The sequence below is a fragment of the Amycolatopsis sp. NPDC043889 genome, from assembly GCF_056435645.1.
On record NZ_JBWKEC010000026.1, the window covers coordinates 20,469 to 37,323 of the forward strand.

General features: G+C 68.1%; 4 protein-coding genes and 1 pseudogene. 3 read left to right on the top strand and 2 right to left on the bottom strand.

From position 1 onward, the window contains the following. Nucleotides 1–107: 107 nt before the first annotated feature. Nucleotides 108–835, bottom strand: a pseudogene (locus AC0685_RS33055) (glycoside hydrolase family 3 protein); the annotation flags it as partial. A 1,238-nt stretch (nucleotides 836–2,073) separates the two neighbouring features. Between AC0685_RS33055 and AC0685_RS33060 the strand changes: the two are divergent. The 3 genes from AC0685_RS33060 to AC0685_RS33070 all read left to right on the top strand — a co-directional run bounded on the left by AC0685_RS33060 (nucleotide 2,074) and on the right by AC0685_RS33070 (nucleotide 13,007). Further along, nucleotides 2,074–3,795, top strand: coding sequence for a sensor histidine kinase (locus AC0685_RS33060; RefSeq protein ID WP_478229093.1), 1,722 nt, complete (start codon nucleotides 2,074–2,076; stop codon nucleotides 3,793–3,795). 651 nt (nucleotides 3,796–4,446) lie between these two features. Continuing rightward, entirely contained in the window at nucleotides 4,447–6,027 is a 1,581-nt protein-coding gene (locus AC0685_RS33065) for an amidase (RefSeq protein WP_478229094.1), read from the top strand. 290 nt (nucleotides 6,028–6,317) lie between these two features. Continuing rightward, nucleotides 6,318–13,007: a LamG domain-containing protein gene (locus AC0685_RS33070; RefSeq protein WP_478229095.1), complete on the top strand. Its 6,690-nt coding sequence runs from the start codon at nucleotides 6,318–6,320 to the stop codon at nucleotides 13,005–13,007. A gap of 668 nt (nucleotides 13,008–13,675) precedes the next feature. Here AC0685_RS33070 and AC0685_RS33075 read toward each other — a convergent pair. Further along, the gene (locus AC0685_RS33075) at nucleotides 13,676–16,852 is read right to left on the bottom strand and encodes an AfsR/SARP family transcriptional regulator (protein ID WP_478229096.1); all 3,177 of its coding nucleotides are present in this window, start codon (nucleotides 16,850–16,852) and stop codon (nucleotides 13,676–13,678) included. Nucleotides 16,853–16,855 lie beyond the last annotated feature (3 nt).

Consider the following 16,855-nt stretch of genomic DNA (forward strand, 5'->3'; position numbering starts at 1 on the left):
CGAGGACCTGTCCGGAATCGAAACCGCGGGCGACCCCACGAACATTCGCCAGGCTCCGCGACCCAAGCCCCCTTCAGGTGCTGAGCGATGAGCATCGTGCACGACTTTCAGTTCCGGTACTCCAGGCCATAGCCGTAGGGAAAAAGGGCGGGCTTTCCGTCACCGACGTTGATCGGCTGCTGGCCGGCGCTGAGCATCCAGGTCATCGGCAGCGTGCCAGTCGGGTTGTAGCGCCGAACAGGACATCGGCGACCCCGCCGCCTTCGGTGCCGGGTAGCCATGATGCGAGCAGAGAGTTCCAGCCGGGCAGTTCGGTGGCGATGTCCCATGGCCGGCCGGACACGAGCACGACCACGACCGGAACCCCGGATGCTTTGAGCCGTTGCGAGGCCGCCAGGTCCTCGGCATCCAGTCTCATGCCGTCCGGCCGGTCACCCATGAACTCGGCATAGGGGGTTTCGCCGATCACCACTACCGCTGCGCGGTAGCTACCGTCGATTCCGGTACCGTCCTTGTTGTAGGTGACCGTCGTCGAGGGCGCGACCTTCTGTCGGATTCCTTGCAGGATAGTGGTTCCCGGAGTGATGTCGCCGCTGCTGCCCTGCCAGGTGATGGTCCACCCGCCGCTCTGATTGCCGATGTCGTCCGCGTTCTCGCCGGCCACGAAGATCTTGCCGCCGCCCTTGGCCAGCGGCAGCGTGCCGTCATTCTTCAGAAGCACCTGGGATTCCCGAACGGCTTGGCGGGCGAGTTCGCGATGCTGTTCGCTGCCGATCGTGCCGGTGTAGCGGCGATCGGTGAACGGCCTCTCGAAGAGACCGAGCTCGAAATATTTGCCGACCTCGCACGGTGCGGCGGCCGTGGGCATCTCCAGGGGAGCAGGCCACAGCAAGGGCCGCGGCGCCGAGGACCGGCAGCGCTTTCGATGAAATTCCTCGATACACGAAACCTTCTCAGAAACGCCCATTGGTGTGTTCAAGACCGCGTCGGGCGTCCGGTCGAGCTGTTGATGGCCGGCGCCTGCGTAATTCTGTTCCGCAATGGTCAGCGTAGATTCAGTAGACGCCGGGAGTGCATCTCGCCACGACCCAGTCTCTCGCATTGTCGCCGGTGAAATGGACCCGCTTGAGGCAAAGCCCGTCATGAGGGCGAGGTGCGGGCGACCCGCTCGGAAGCACGGCTCGCGCTGTCGTAACGGTATCCACGGCGTTTCCCTGGGGAGTCACGAGTGTCATGGTGAACACTTCCGGAATGTCGTCCACGATACTGAAGATCTGGTCGGGCGCGGGACCTCCCGCGAACCGCGTACTCGCGAGCAGGTAGACCGCGCCCGGTCGCAACAGGACGCCGTCCGGGATGTGGGCGAGTTCCACGGCGTGGGAATGAAGTGCCACCAGCAACCGAGAGCCCCCGAGGGGCAGCGTACGGGATCCGCGGTTGGCGATCTCGACGAATTCAGCCCGAGAGTCCTGTGCACCGCGAGTGCCGATCTCGTGCATAGTGGCCTCGAGAGTCCGCTGATGTCCCTGGGCTTGTCCATCGGCTCCGGCCGCACCGCACGCGCCGACCGTCAGTACGGCCACCGTGGTAGCGGCGGCCACCGCGCACGCTCTTCTCATGACTGAACCTCCCTGGATCCTGGGGCCATCGCTTGCTCACCCCAGTGCAGTAGCCTGCGGACGGCACCGGCTGGCCAGTACCGCCGCAGTGGACGTGGGCATCGTGAATCCTCCTGCCAAAGCGAGGTTCCTGGGTCAATGTTCGCCTGTCTCGTGCGGTCTCGTTAGGGACGAACGTCCCACTCCGGGTCTGCCAAGGGCCCTCCGTGTCTGGTCACGAGACTCCGACTGGGACGGCCTGTCCCGGAGAGGCCGGACACCCCACGCGCCACACGGCCGTTTCGCGCTGGGAAGCGCGGGGCACGTCCGTCCGGTCAGTGAGCTGTCGCAACGTCCGGAGGACCGTCGCCGGGCGCGATCGTGGCCTCTTGGCAGGGCAGGCTCGCGGTGGAAGGCTGAGCACGTTGGAGGCGACAGAGGCTGTCATCGAGATTGTCGGGGAAAGGAACCCTCGATGTCGTCCGAACCGGAAGCGAGCGGGGTTGATCCGCAGCCGAGTGCGGCCGTTCTGACCGGGTTGCGGCTCGACGAGTTGCTGCGCGAGGTTCAGGAGCGGCTATCGGAGATCGTCAAGACCCGCGACAGGTTGCAAGGGCTGCTTGACGCGGTTGTCGCGGTGGCGACCGGCTTGGAGCTCGACGCCACCTTGCAACGCATCGTCCAGGCCGCGGCGAAGCTGGTCGACGCCCGATACGGCGCCCTCGGTGTCGTTGGTGACGAGGATGGCCTTTCCGAGTTCGTCTATGTGGGTATCGACCCGGAGACCCGCGCGATGATGGGGCACCTCCCTGAGGGACGTGGCCTGCTGGGTTTGCTGATCGAGGAGCCGTATCCGGTGCGGGTCCCGGATCTGTCGGCGCATCCGGCGTCGGTCGGCTTCCCCGCGAACCATCCGCCGATGCGCAGTTTCCTCGGTGTACCCGTCCGGGTCCGGGACGAGGTCTTCGGCAACCTGTATCTGACAGAGAAGCGGAACGCGGCCGAGTTCACCGCCGATGACGAGGTCGTGATCCAGGCGTTGGCCGCCGCGGCGGGGGTGGCGATCGACAACGCTCGCCTGTTCGAGCGGTCCCGGATGCGGGAGCGGTGGCTGGGGGCGGTCGCCGAGGTCACCGGCGGGCTGCTCGGCGGGGCTTCGGTGACCGACACGCTTGACCTGATCGGCGAGTGTGTCCGGGAGCTGGCCGAAGCCGACGGGGTGACGATTCTTCTGGCAAAGGCGGGCGAGGCGCGGTCACTGGCGGTGAGTTCGACGGTGGGTGACCGGATCGGCCCGCTGCTGAACACCTCGACACCCCGCGCCCATCCGGTGCTCGACGAGGTCTTTTCCGAGGGGCGGGTGAGTCTCATCCCGGATCTTGGCGCCGTCTTCCCGGCGGAGGATGAGCCCTCTCTCACCGGCCCTGGCGTGGTCGTGCCATTGACCAGCACGGCAGGGGACGGCGGGGTGCTGCTCGCCGGGCGTGGGAAAGGTGCCGCGCAGTTCGACTGGGAGCAGATCCCCCTGCTGTTCTCGTTCGCCGGCCAGGCGGCCGTCGCCCTTGAATTCGACGAGAAGCAGCGTAACCGGCGTTTGCTGGACGTTTTCGCCGATCGGGACCGGATCGCGCAGGATCTGCATGATCACGTCATCCAGCGGATGTTCGCCATCGGGATGAGCCTGCAGAGCATTTTATCGAGTGTGCCGGACGAGTTCGCCCGGGACCGGATCGCGAATGGGGTGGAGCAACTGGATCGGACGGCCCGGAAGATCAGGACGTCCATCTTCGATCTGCACACGTCCGGCTCGGGCGAGCCGCAAACCCTGCGGCGGCGTTTGCTGGACGTGGTCACCGAGTTGACCGGTGAAGACACGGTGACCACGTCGGTCCGTATCGACGGCGCCGTCGATACGCGCGTTTCGCCGGCGTTGTACGAACACGCGGAGGCGGTGGTGCGCGAAGCACTCAGCAACGCGGTCCGTCACTCCGGGGGCGACGAGATCGGCATCGGCGTCGAGGCGGATCGTGAACTGGTCATCGAGGTCACAGACAACGGGGTCGGTATTTCCGGAGCAGGGCGGCGCAGCGGACTTGCCAACCTCGTGCAGCGGGCGGAACGCTGCGGCGGCAGCGCGGGATTCGCGGCCCGGCCGGGTGGCGGGACCAGAGTGACCTGGCGTGTCCCGTTGCCCTGAATCGGGCTATCCGCCGCCGAACATCGGGCCTGGGCTGCTTCGCGTGGTGGAAGTTCGGAGGACTCGCCACCCATGGCGATAAGAGCGTTCACCGCGTCGAGCGGTTGTCCTGCGGTCCCTGCGAACGAGCTTCAGCTTGATCATCTGGTTCTCTGCTCCAGGAAATTGGTGTGAGAGGGCCTGGTGGCGGCAGCCATGGGTGGTAGTTGTCGTGTGGACGTGTCATCTCTTCGCCGGCGTACTCCGTTCCAGAGCCGGCGAACCATCTTGCCCCCTCGGAGTTGCCCAGGTGAACTCCTTGTCGGCGGTGTCCGCTCATACCGATGAACTTCGTCATCGCATTTGCCTGACACTCGGCGACATATCGGGATCGGTGTGATCGCCTGGCCGGATGACCCAGCGCGCGTGCCGCCCTGGTGAACGGGTTCCATTGTGGACAAGGTGGGGTTGACCCCACCCCGAAAGGGCAGCAGGTGCCATCGCCTCACACCGTCGGACGGCTTAAGGTTCAGCTATCCGGACTGGAGCCGGTACACGCGGCAGGAAATCGATCCACGCGTCAGAAAGTTCACCATTTCGGGGCGCCGTGAACGGCGCCCGAACAAGGAGGAAACGATGCGTTCGTCAGCTCGAACACGACGGCGTGGGATCGTGGCCGCATTGACAGGTGTCTGTCTTCTGCTGCCGGCGTCGGCGCACGCCGACGATCGCACGACCTCGCTCCAAGCCTCGGAGATGAGCACTGTTCTGGACCGGCTGACCATCCCGGATCTCCAGCGGGCCATGGACGGCCGGCTGCTGAGTTCCGAGCGGCTCACCCGCGGCTACCTCGATCGCATCAACGCTGTGAACCCACGATTGAAGGCGGTGGTGCAGACGAACCCGGACGCGCTCGCTCTCGCGCGCCAGAGCGACAGCCGCCGCCGAGCGCACCAGGCGCGGGGGCCGCTGGAAGGTATCCCGATCCTGCTGAAGGAGAACGTCGACACCGCGGACCGGCAGACCACCACGGCGGGTTCGACGGCGTTGCTTACGGCGAAGCCTGCCAAGGACGCGTTCCTGGTCCAGCGTCTGCGTGAGGCGGGCGCGGTCATTCTCGGCAAGGCGAACATGTCCGAGTGGGCCAACTTCTACGGCTCCAGGCAGATCCCGGGCTGGAGCGCCGTCGGTGGGCAGACTCGCAACCCCTACGTCCTCGACCGGAGTCCGTGCGGTTCGTCCAGCGGCTCCGCGGCCGCGGCGGCGGCCGGGCTGGCGACGGTGACGATCGGTACGGAGACCGACTCGTCGATCGTGTGCCCGTCCGCCGCGACGTCGACGGTCGGCGTGAAGACCACGCTGGGGGTGGTCAGCCGTGGCGGTGTCGTGCCGATCACGAACCAGCACGACACCCCCGGCCCCATCGCCCGCACGGTGACCGACGCTGCGCTGACCCTCGCGGTGATGGCGGGAGCCGACGCGGGGGATCCGGCCACGGCACCGGTCGCGGGCGCCCTGCCCGCCGACTACCGCACCATGCTCAATCGCGATTCGTTGCGCGGCAAGCGAATTGGTGTGTGGCGAAAGGGGCACGAGGGAATCGACCGCGATGTCGACCGGGTTTTCGAGTCCACTGTTCAGCGGCTCCGCGCCTTGGGAGCGACAGTCGTCGAAGGAGCGGATGTCCCCGACGTCGTCGGAATGGTCCAGCCGCATCTGCTGCCCGCCGTGCTGACCGAGTTCAAGCACGACCTCAACGGCTATCTCGCGGCGACCCCGGGCGGGCATCCCAAGAACCTGACCGATCTCATCGCCTACAACAAGAAGCACGCCGCGATCGAATTGCCGGGCTTCGAGCAGGACATGCTCGAGATGGCCGACAAGACCGACGGCAACGTGAACGACCCGGCGTATCGTGCTCACCGGGCGGCCGCGACCGGCCAGGCCCGGGACTCCATCGACGCCGTGGTGAAGAAGTACCGCCTCGACGCGATCGTGACGGCCACCGACCTGCCCGCTGGGCCGATCTTCAGCGGCGGCGGTAGCCCCTTCGTCAGCAGCACCCGCAGCACCTCGGCAGCCGGGTATCCCCACATCACCGTTCCGGGAGGCTTCGCCCGGACGGGCCTGCCGATCGGCATCTCGTTCCTCGGCACCCGCGCGACCGACGCGTCCCTGCTCGGTTACGCCTACGCCTTCGAGCAGGCCACCCACGCCCGGAAGACACCGCACTACCTGCCCACCGCACGCTGACCTCACAGGCCTTCGCGCGGGACTCCGGCACGGCGAGGGACCGCAAGGGTACCGAGGACCCTGATTTCCAGCTCGGGCATGATCTCCCAACCTGTTCCCCTTTCCGGAAATAGCTCACGAAATGACCTTCCACCAGGTGCTGGAGCGTGCCGGCCGACCCCCGCCCGTGTCCTGGCGACGACTCCCCTCGGGGGGTGAAGTCGCGGTGTAGCCGAGCTGAAGCCGGATGGACGCACGATCCCACCGTCGCGGGCCTGCGGATCTGCGCTCCGTACCTGGTGGGAGGAACAATGCGGCTACGTCGCACAGTGATCGCCACGGCGGTCACCGCTCTGGTGGGTTCGATGGTGGTCGTCGTCGCGGGGAGCAGCCCGGTCATACCCGCACGACCGGCATCCGTCGCGGAAGCGCCCGACGCGGTTTCGGCGATGGCCGCCGCGCGGGCGCAGGGGACAAGGGTCGAGGTGGCGGGCGAGCGCACCGCGAACCGGGAGGTCTTCGCCAACCCACAGGGAACGCTGACCGCCGAACTGACCCCGGTCCCGGTCCGGACCAAGGTCGCGGGCAAGTGGGTGCCGATCGACACCGCGGTGGTGCGCCGCGCCGACGGTTCGTTCGGCCCCAAGGCGGCCGAGGGTGAACTGTCGCTGTCCGGCGGCGGGAAGACCGCGCCACTGGCCACGCTCCGCCGGGACGGCAAGTCGCTTTCGCTGTACTGGCCGGGCGATCTGCCCGCGCCGGTGGTCGCGGGCGACAAGGTGACCTATCCCGAAGTGTTCCCTGGCGCCGACCTGGTGATGTACGCCGACCGCGATGGTTTCCGGCAGCACCTCACGCTGAAGGACGAGCCCGCCGCGAAGAACCCGGCGCTCAAGTCGATCCGGATGACGATCCGGGCCGACGGCCTGAAGGTGACCGCCGGGAAGGACGGCGCGCTGCGGGTGCTCGACGAGGCGGGCGCCGAGCTGTTCAGCGCCCCGCCGTCGGTCATGTGGGACGCGGCGGGGAAGCGGGCGCCGATCGCGGTGTCCGTTGTGGACGGTGCGCTGGAACTGGTGCCGGACGCTAAATTCCTGGCTGACCCGGCGCGGACGTTCCCGGTCGTCGTCGACCCGACGCTTCGGACGCACGAGAAGACCGCTTGGGCCACTGTGCTTTCCGGCAAGCCTGAGGACGAGTACTGGGGCACCAGCGGCGATGGCACCTACGCGCAGGTGGGTCAATGCCCGCGTGACTACCCGGACAGCTACTGCAACAACATCGGCGAAGCATGGGCGTACTTCCAATACGACACAAGTTTCCTGTGGGACAAGGATGTTCTCGGTATCACGATGTCCGGGGTCGTGGTGTCCGGTCCCGAATGCAACGAGCCCTGGCACGACGTCTACCACATCGGCGACGACCGGCTCCTGTGGAGCGGGATGAACTGGAACAACCGCCTCGGCGGCAACCGGGCCGCTTCCAGCAAGGTGCCCGGCGTGCACACGAACTGCACGGGCTGGAAGAACGCCGGGTTCAGTGTGCCCACCGAGCACATCAAGAAGGCGCGTTCGTCGGTGTACTTCCTCAAGGCCTTCGACTCGGGTGCCCAGTCCGCGTGGCGGAAGTACAACCCGCCGGACATGAAACTGAAGGTGACCTGGAACCGCACGCCGCACGTGCCGGGCAACCTCACCACCGATCCGCCGCTGAAGGCCCCGTGCCACCACTGTGGCGGGATCCCCTACGTCGGCGACGACTGGATCACGCTGAAGGCCCAGGTGTCCGATCCGGACGGTGACGACGTCCGCGCGCAGTGGCGGATCCACGACGGGGTGGAGACCGCGTGGGACGCCAACATGCTGACCAGCGGTTCGATCCACAGTGCCGGTATCGATCTCAGCAAGCGGCACGGGAAGACCATGAACTGGTGGCTGCACGCCTCGGACGGTGCGGCGTCCAGTGGTGCGGCGAGCGGCACGCGGTTCGCCATCGACCGGGAGCCACCCACCGTAGAGCCGACGGTGGCCAGCGAACTGTACACAGAGGACAATCGCTGGCACGGCGGACCCGGCGTGTTCAGTGAGTTCGTCTTCGGTTCCCAGGGAGTCGACGACGTCGACCACTATCTGTACGACTGGTGGGATGAGCCGGGCACCCCGATCGTCGCCGAGACGCGCGGCGGCGCCGCGCGGGTCCGCCTGGCACCGCCCGGCGACGGGCCGCAGACCCTTTACGTCCGCAGTGTGGATCGTGCGGGACACAAGGGCCCGATCCGGAAGTACCGCACGTACGTCCGTGCCGGCAACGGGCCCTTGGCGCACTGGGCGCTGAACGGCAACCCGAACGACTCGGCCTTCCTCGGTGACCGGCACGGCTCGCTCAACGGCGGCGCGACCTTCACCGGACAGGGCGCGGTCGGTGCCGCGGTGCGGCTCGACGGCGTCGACGACCACGTGAGCGCGCCGAACGCGATCCGCAACAGCGCGGCGTTCACGGTCTCGGCCTGGGTGAACCTGAACCGCAAGGACCACGCCAGGGCGGTGGTCAGCCAGGACGGCGCGATGTTCCCCGGATTCGTGCTGTGGCACCGGGCCGAGGCCGACGGGAGCAATTCCCGCTGGGTCTTCGGTGTGCCCAACTCGACGTCCTCGGACAAGGGCGTGCCGATGGCCACCTCGGCGATCGGCATGCCGGAGCTGAACACCTGGACCCATCTCGCCGGTGTCTACGATCCCGAGGCCAAGCACATCAAGCTGTACGTCAACGGGACGCTCGCCGCGACGACACCGCACACGGCGAAACCCGACTGGGCCTCCGGTCAGGTGCGTATCGGCCGCACGGTCTGGGGCACCAACACCGGCGTCGACCATTGGGCGGGCGGGGTCGACGACGTGCAGATCCACGACCGGGCGCTGACCGCTGCCGAGGTCTCGGCGCTGGTCGGGGCGGGCGACGTCCAGGTGGCGCACTGGAGGTTCGACGAGACCTCGGGTACGACGGCGCGGAACTCCGTCGAGGGCGGCGCCGACGCGGTGCTGCAGAACGGCGCGGCCTTCACCACGACGGGCGCGGTGAAGGGCGGGGTCCGGCTGGACGGGATCGACGACGTCGTCTCGACCAACAGCCCGCTGCTGCGCACCGACCAGAGCTTCACGGTCGCCGCGCAGGTCAAACTCGACCGGGCCGACGACGGTACGTACACCGTGCTCAGCCAGGACGGCGACCGGATCTGCTCGTTCTGCCTGCAGTACCAGAACCGCAAGTGGACCTTCGTCTTTCCGCAGTCCGATTCGGACAGTCCGGCCGGGTACAACTGGGTCGGTACGTCGACCCAGCCGCCGGAGGGAGTGTGGACCCAGCTGACCGGTACCTACGACGCCGGTGAGAACAAGATCCGGCTGTATGTGGACGGCGAGCTGATCGGGGAGTCCACCCGTGTCACGCCGTGGCAGGCGAAGAACGCGTTCCGGATCGGGCAGGCGGTCCTCAAGGGGGTTCCGGAGCAGCGGTTCCCCGGCACGATCGACGAGGTCCGCGCCTACAACCGGGCGATCTCGCAGGACGAGGTCCGTGGGCTCGTGAGCCGCGACAACGTCACCGCCGGTACCTGGAAATTCGACGGCAACCCCGACGACGCCAACGGAAAGGTGAACGCCACGGTCAACGGCACCGGGGACTGGACCGCCGGGCAGACCAGCATGCCCGACCCGGCGGACCTCGCGCTGCGGCTCAACGGCGGCCACGCCGCCACCACACAGAGCGTGGTGGACACGGACAAGAGCTTCACCGTGACGGCGTGGGCCAAACTGGACAAGATCGACGGGCACCACACCGTGGTCTCCCAGCAGGGCCAGACGGCCAGCGGGTTCGACCTCGGCCTGCTGCCCGACGGCCGGTGGGACTTCACGGTTTCGAAGGTCGACGCGCCGGACGCCCTCATCGACCACGTGGCGGGCGGCGCCGCGCAGCCCGGGGTCTGGACTCATCTCGCGGGGGTGTACAGCAAGAGCAGGCAGCGGATCGAGCTCTACGTGAACGGTGTGCTGGCCGGTTCGGAGATCCATCTCGACGGCGCGGACTTCAACGGGCCCTTGCAGATCGGCCGGTCGAAGTGGGGCGGGAACGAGAATCTCGAGCTCTTCCCGGGCGCCATCGACGATGTCTCGGTCTACAGCCGGGCCTTGCCGGCGGGCGAGATCCTGACGATGGCCGGGCGGGATCTGAGCCTGGCGCACAACTGGACCCTCGACGACGGCTCCGGGGTCACCAGCGGTGACGCCGTGGGCGCACGGCAGGCGACGTTGTCGGGCGGGGCGACCTTCGCACCGGGGCGGGTCGGCAACGCCGTCCAGTTGGACGGCGTCGACGACGTCGCCTCGACGAGTGGCGTCGACGTCCGCACCGACACGAGCTTCAGTGTGTCGGCGTGGGTTCGCATGACCGGTAAGGAATGCGATCTCGACGTCACCTCGCGCTGCATGTTCAGCGCGGTCTCGCAGGATGGCGGCGTCGCCCCCGACGGCAGCACCAGGCCCGCCAGCAAGTTCCGGCTCGGTCATCTCGAAGACGACAACGGGCATCCCGGGAACTGGGTGTTCGAGATGCCGGAGGCGAACGGCACGATCACCAAGGCCTCGGTGGACGTCATTCCCAGCGACCTGACGGGGTGGGTACACCTGACGGGCACTTACAACGCCACGGCGAAGTCGATCCACCTGTATGTCGACGGAACCCGCAAGGGCGAGGGCACCTTGCTCACCGCCTGGCAGGCCACAGGTGGGCTGCAGATCGGCCGCGGCCGTGAGGGCGGTGAAGCGAAGGGGTTCTGGAAGGGGTCCGTCGACGACGTCCGGATGTACGGTGGCTCGTTGACCGCCGAGCGGGTTTCCGCGCTGTACCGCGGCTATCCGGCGGCGGAGGGTTCGACGACCCTGCCCGCCGCGGACAAAGGACACTGGAAGTTCAACGAGAGCACCGGAACCACGGCGGCCGATTCCGGCGGCCGCGGCCTGACCGCGACGCTGCGGGGCGGCGCGGGCTGGAACCCTGGGCGAGACGGCTACACCGGGTGGTTCGACGGTGGTGCCGGATACGCGGAGACCGCCGTGCCGGTGGTCGAAGACACCGGCCGGGACTTCTCAGTCGCCGCGTGGGCGTACCTGAAGGCGGGCACGCATTACGCGACCGTGTTCGGGCAGGACGCGGGCCAGGTGAGTGCGTTCCACGTGCAGTACGACCACGGCTCGAAGACGTGGGGCGTGGTGGTACCGAAGGCCGACCAGAACAACCCGGAGCTGCGAACCGTGCTTTCCAGCGAACCGGCGAACGTGGGCGGCTGGTCGCATCTGGTGATGACGTACGTCGCCGCGCAGAAGCAGGTACGGCTGTACGTCAACGGCGTGCTGTCGGGAATGCAGTCGGATATCACGATCCCGGCGGCACCCGGGAAGTTCTCCATCGGCAGGTGCCGGTGGAACGGCGGTGACGGCTGCTACTTCCCCGGCGGCATCGAGGAGGTCAGGGCGTACGGGAAGGCGTTGTCCGACGGCGAGGTCCGGCGGGTCCACGACGACATCCCGCCCGCGTCGCACGGCTACTGGAGGTTCGACGACGGCACCCCGCGCGACTACTCGTGGGCGCAGAACCACATGGCCGTGACCGGGACCGCCACCTACCCCGACGGCATCACCGGGAAGGCGCTGCAGCTCGACGGCAACTCCTACGCGCAGGGCACCAAGCCGGGCGTGAGCATGCGGGACAGCTTCACCGTCGCCGCGTGGGCACGCCTCACGAGGGGCGACAAGGTCGCCACGGTGCTCGGCCAGGACGGCGCCACCCACAGCGGTTTCGTCCTCCAGTACCGGCCGGAGGTGAACCGGTGGATCTTCGGCGCGGCGACGGAGGATTCGGAAGGGGCGAACCACACGCCGCTGGTCTACGCGAACTCGTTGCAGCCGCCCGCGTTGAACACGTGGACACATCTCGCCGGGGTGTACGACTACCCGGCGCGGCAGCTGCGGCTGTACGTCAACGGGGAACACGTCGGCACCAAGGAAAACGTCCTGCTGTGGACGGCGTGGGGCAGCTTCACCATCGGCAGGGGCAAGGCCAACCGGGTCGCGGACGGGTTCTTCCCCGGTGCGATCGACGAGGTGACCACGGACATGGGCGTGGTCTCCCCGGACGAGCTCCGGAAGCGGGCGGGCTGGCCCGAGCCGGCGGGTGGCCAGCTCGGCCGGTTCATCCGGACCGGCGGTGACCACCGGACGGTGCTCCTCGGCGGTGACCTCTACGGCAAGGCGGGCGAACTGCCGCCGGGCTACCGGTTCGAGAAGTCGCTCGGCATGATGCTCACCGCCGAACGGCCCGGAACGCGCCGGGTGTACAGCTGCCTGCTCGGGGAGACCGACGCGTTCACCTCGACCGATCCGGCCTGCGAGGGCAAGACGAAACTCGCGGATCTCGGCTGGGTGTACTCGGCGAAACCCGCCGGGGCCGCGACGGTTCCGCTCTACCGGTGCCTGCACAACGGAGAACGGTTCGACGCCTACCTGGCCGACTGTGAAGGCCAGCAGGTGGACGTCCTGATCGGATATCTCCTGGCGTACGCGCCGCTGACCCGGTACTACCACCCGCGGATCGGCGAGCACGACGTCTCGACGCGGGGTACGCCACCAGGGTACCGCCACGAGGGCACGTACGGCCTGCTCGCGATGTCGAACGAGCCGGGCACCCAGCTGGTGAAGTCCTGTGTGGACGGTACGGACCGGTTCCTGTCTCTCGACGCCGCCTGTGAAGGGAAGACGGTCTACCGCGACGTGGGCTACATCTGGACACAGCCTCCCGCCGGGTTGCCGAGTATCCCGCTCTACCAGTGCGCGCTCAATTTCGGCGCGTCAGCGGGCGAGCTGTTCGTCTCCGGTGAGGCGAACTGTGAAGGACAGACCGTACGCGGACAGCTGGGCTACGTGGTCCGCGCGGCACCGGCCGCGGTCTGACAGGCGGGACCGATTCGGGGTCGTGAACCGCTCTTGCTCGCTTGAAGTACATGAAGGCCCCCTTCCTTGCGCCAGGCGCAAGGAAGGGGGCCTTCATGTACTTGGGAAGGTGTGAAGGTCGAGTTTCCTCGGCTGAGCCGCGTGAAGGGGTCCTTCACGCGCCGCGGCTGTGACTGCTGGGGCTGGTTGTGTTGCTGAGGCTGCGGATGGCGATCGCGTAGTCCGTGAAGGCCTCCTTCCCTACCTTCAAGGTCGGGGTCTCGGCAAAGTCGTATAACTGCGCTCTTGGTGATTCGAGCTGGATCTCCGAACGGGGTAGGTGGCGATGCCGCGCCCAATGTGGCATTGGGGACGCTGAGCGTCTCCGATGTCACATTGGGCGCACCGAATGAGTCGCCGGCGCATCCGAATCGGGCGCTTTCACCCCGAAGTGTCCCCTGTGGACAGTCGAGAAGGAGTCAGGCCACCGTGACGAGCCCTCCGTCTCCCGCTCGACCAGCGCGGAGTCGCATAACGGCTGGTCAGATGCGACATTGGGGACATCGCAATCGGGTCCCTCGCCACCAGCGCCCGAATCGCCGCACGTAACGCAGGAGGCCTTCACGGACCTGCGACCAACTGCTGCCACATTCAGTACGTACCTGAAACACCTTTGGTTCTATCGCCACTCACTCGGACTCCGGAACGCCCAGCTCCCGGAGTATCGCCAGCGCGGACGTCCGGTTCTCCCGCGCCGCGGCCGCTTCTCCGTTGATGTCGCGAATCTTTTCGGCAACCAGGAGCGCGCGGGCCTGGCTCAGGCGCTGGCCGTCTTCCTGCGCGATCTTCAGCGCGCGTTCGACCTGGCGGTTCGCCGCGTCGAGGTCGCCCAAGCCCAGCTGGGCGGCGGCCAGTTCGGTCAGCGCCGCGCATTCGAGGACCCGCATTCCGGTCTCGTTCATCTTCGTCAGCGCGAGTTCCGCGTGCGCGACGGCGCCGGTGGGATCGCCGGTGGCGCGATGCGCGGCGGCGAGGCCGATGAGAATCGACACCTCGCCGTACCGGAAATTGATCGCCCGGGACAGTCCCAGCGCCACCGTGTAGCCTTCGATGCTTTCCGCGAACCGCCCGCGGCGCCGGGCGGCGGTGGCGAGGATTTCCAGCGCGCCGGCTTCAAGGCGGCGTTCGCCGACCTCCTGGCCCTGTACCAGTGCCTCCCTGGCCACGTCGTCGGCTTCGGCGTACCGGCCGAGATCGCAAAGGGTCTCGGCCAGGCACACCAGTGCCGCGTTGCCGTAATGCCGCAGGCCCCATTGTTTACAGAGCCGGACGCTTTCCTCGTGGTATTCGGCGGCTTCGGGGAGCCGTCCGGCGGTCCAGTGAGCGAGGCCGAGCCCGTTCAGGGCGATCAGCGAGATGTGGTGGTTGTCGATTCGTGAGCTGAGTTCGACCGCTTTTGTGTGACAAGCGATCGCGGAGTCGATCCGCCCGAGAGACAGGAGGGCGACGCCGACGTAGTTGATCTCCCTGGCCTCGGTCCGCTCATCGCCGATCCGCCGTGCGACGGCGAGCGCGCGCTCGTGGTGGCGCTTCGCCTCATGCGGCTTCCCGAGCTGCGCGTACACCCGGCCGAGGAAATGCCGGCATTCCACCTCCGCCACCTGGTCCTGGCCGCAGAGCCCCAGCGCGCTGGTGACCTGGACCACGGCGTCGTCGTAGTCGCTGACGTTGTAGGCGATCATCCCACGCAAGGCGAGCGCCACGACCTTGGCTCGCGTGTCGGCGGCCGCGTCCGCCGCCTTGAGCGCGGCGTTCGCCAGCGCCAAGCCGTCCGCGGCGTATCCGCAGCCGGAGAAATAGCCGCGCAACGCGTCGGCCAGCTCCCGGCAGTAGCCGCGGAGCCCGCAAGAGATGGCCGCGCGCTCGGCGGCGGCGACCAGGTTCGGCCGCTCCTCATCGAGCCAGCGCATCGCCGCTTCGTCACCGTCGAACACGTCCCTGGCCACTGGATCCGTCGGCAGCAGCCTGCGGACCAGCGGAAACAGACGTTCGTGCGCGGCGGCCGCTGTGCCGGCGTAGTGGTCGTACAACCGGATATCGGCCGCGGCCAGCTCGCCCGATGGCTCGTCGTCCCGGGCACACGCGGCCGCGAACTCCCGGAGCAGATCGTGGAACTGGTAGCGGTCGGCGCTGCGCCGGGCCAGGAGATTGGCCGAGACCAGCCGGTCGAGCCACCGGCGTGTCCGTTCGGCCGGGCCGAGGAGCGCGACGGCCGCCGCGAACGTGAAGGACGGGCCGGGTATCCGCCCGAGCAGCCGGAACGCCCGCCGGGCGGGTTCGTCCAGCGCCTGGTAGGAGAGCTGGAACGTGGCCTGTACCGCGATGTCCGGGTCGCCTTCGATGGCCAGTTCGGCGAGGCGGTCGGCCCGCAACGTCGCCACATAGCTCCCGACGGACGCGTGTTTCCCGCCGACCAGGTTCGCCGCCGCGATCCGCAGCGCCAGCGGCAGATGCCCGCAGAGATCGGCGAACTGGTCGACGGCTCCGGGCTCGGCGCCGACGACGTCCTCGCCGAGCAGCTGGGTGAGCAGCGCTCGCGTGTCCGGGGGTGTCAGCACGTCGAGGCTCAGCACCTGGGCGTCGTTGAGGACGGTCAGGCCACGCAGGTCGCCACGGCTGGTCACCAGCGCGACGCAACCCGAGTTCGGCGGCAGCAGCGGGCGGACGTGATCGGCGTCGGCGGCGTTGTCGAGCACCACGAGTACCCGGCGTCCGGCCAGCAGCGACCGGTAGAGCACGACCTGTTCGTCGAGCGTCACCGGCACCTGCCCGCCCGACACACCGAGGCCGCGCAGGCAAAGCGTGAGGGCCTGGGTCTTCGACACCGGTGAGGTCGACGCGTAACCGCGCAGATCGACGAACAGCTGACCGTCGGGAAACCGGTCGCGGACGCGGTGAGCCCACTGGACGGCCAGCGCGGTCTTGCCGATGCCACCGGGACCGACGATCGCCATGGTCCGGTGCGCCGAAGCCAGGAACCCGTCCAACGTCTCCAGGTCCGACGTCCGCCCGGAGAAACTGGGCAGGTCGGCCGGTAGCTGGCAGCCCGCCTGGGGAGTGACGGGCAGGTCGTCCGGCTGGGTGAGGACCTCCTGATGGGCCGCGCGCAGCTGCGTGCCCGGCTCGACGCCCAGCTCGTCGGTGAGCATCCGGTGCACGGTCCGGTAGGTCTCCAGCGCGTCCGCTCTACGCCCTGATCGGTGCAGCGCGAGGATCAGCAGCGCCCACAACGATTCCCGCCAGGGATTCTCGCGGGTGAGGGCGCCGAGATCGGCGATGATCTCGACGTGTTTGCCCAGCTCGAGGCTGACTTCGAGATAGCGCTCGCGAGCCCGCAGCCGTTCCTGGCCGAGCTGGACGGCCGCTTCGCGCTGAAACGACTCGGCCGGGACGTCCGACAGCGCGTCGCCACGCCAGCAGGCCAGCGCCTCGGCCAGGAGCTCCCGTTCCCTTTCGGGTTCCGCGGTCTTCGCCCGGCCGACGAGCTGCCGGAACCGGAGCAGGTCGAGCCGCGCCGGTTCGAGGCGCATCAGGTAGCCGTCGGGGCGGGTTTCGATCATGGCGTTGTCGCCGAGCACCCGGCGCAGGCGCAACGCGTGGAGCTGGGCGGCCTTGCGCGCGGTCGGAGGCTGGTGTTCGCCCCAGAGATCCTCGGCGAGCTCGTCCAAGGACACGGTCGCGTTCGCCCGGAGCAGCAGCGCCGCGAGGACGACGCGCAGCTTCGGTCCGCCGACCGCCACCGGCAGACCGTCGCGTGTCACCTCGAGCGGGCCGAGGATTCCGAAACCGAGACCGGATCCTTCCACTGC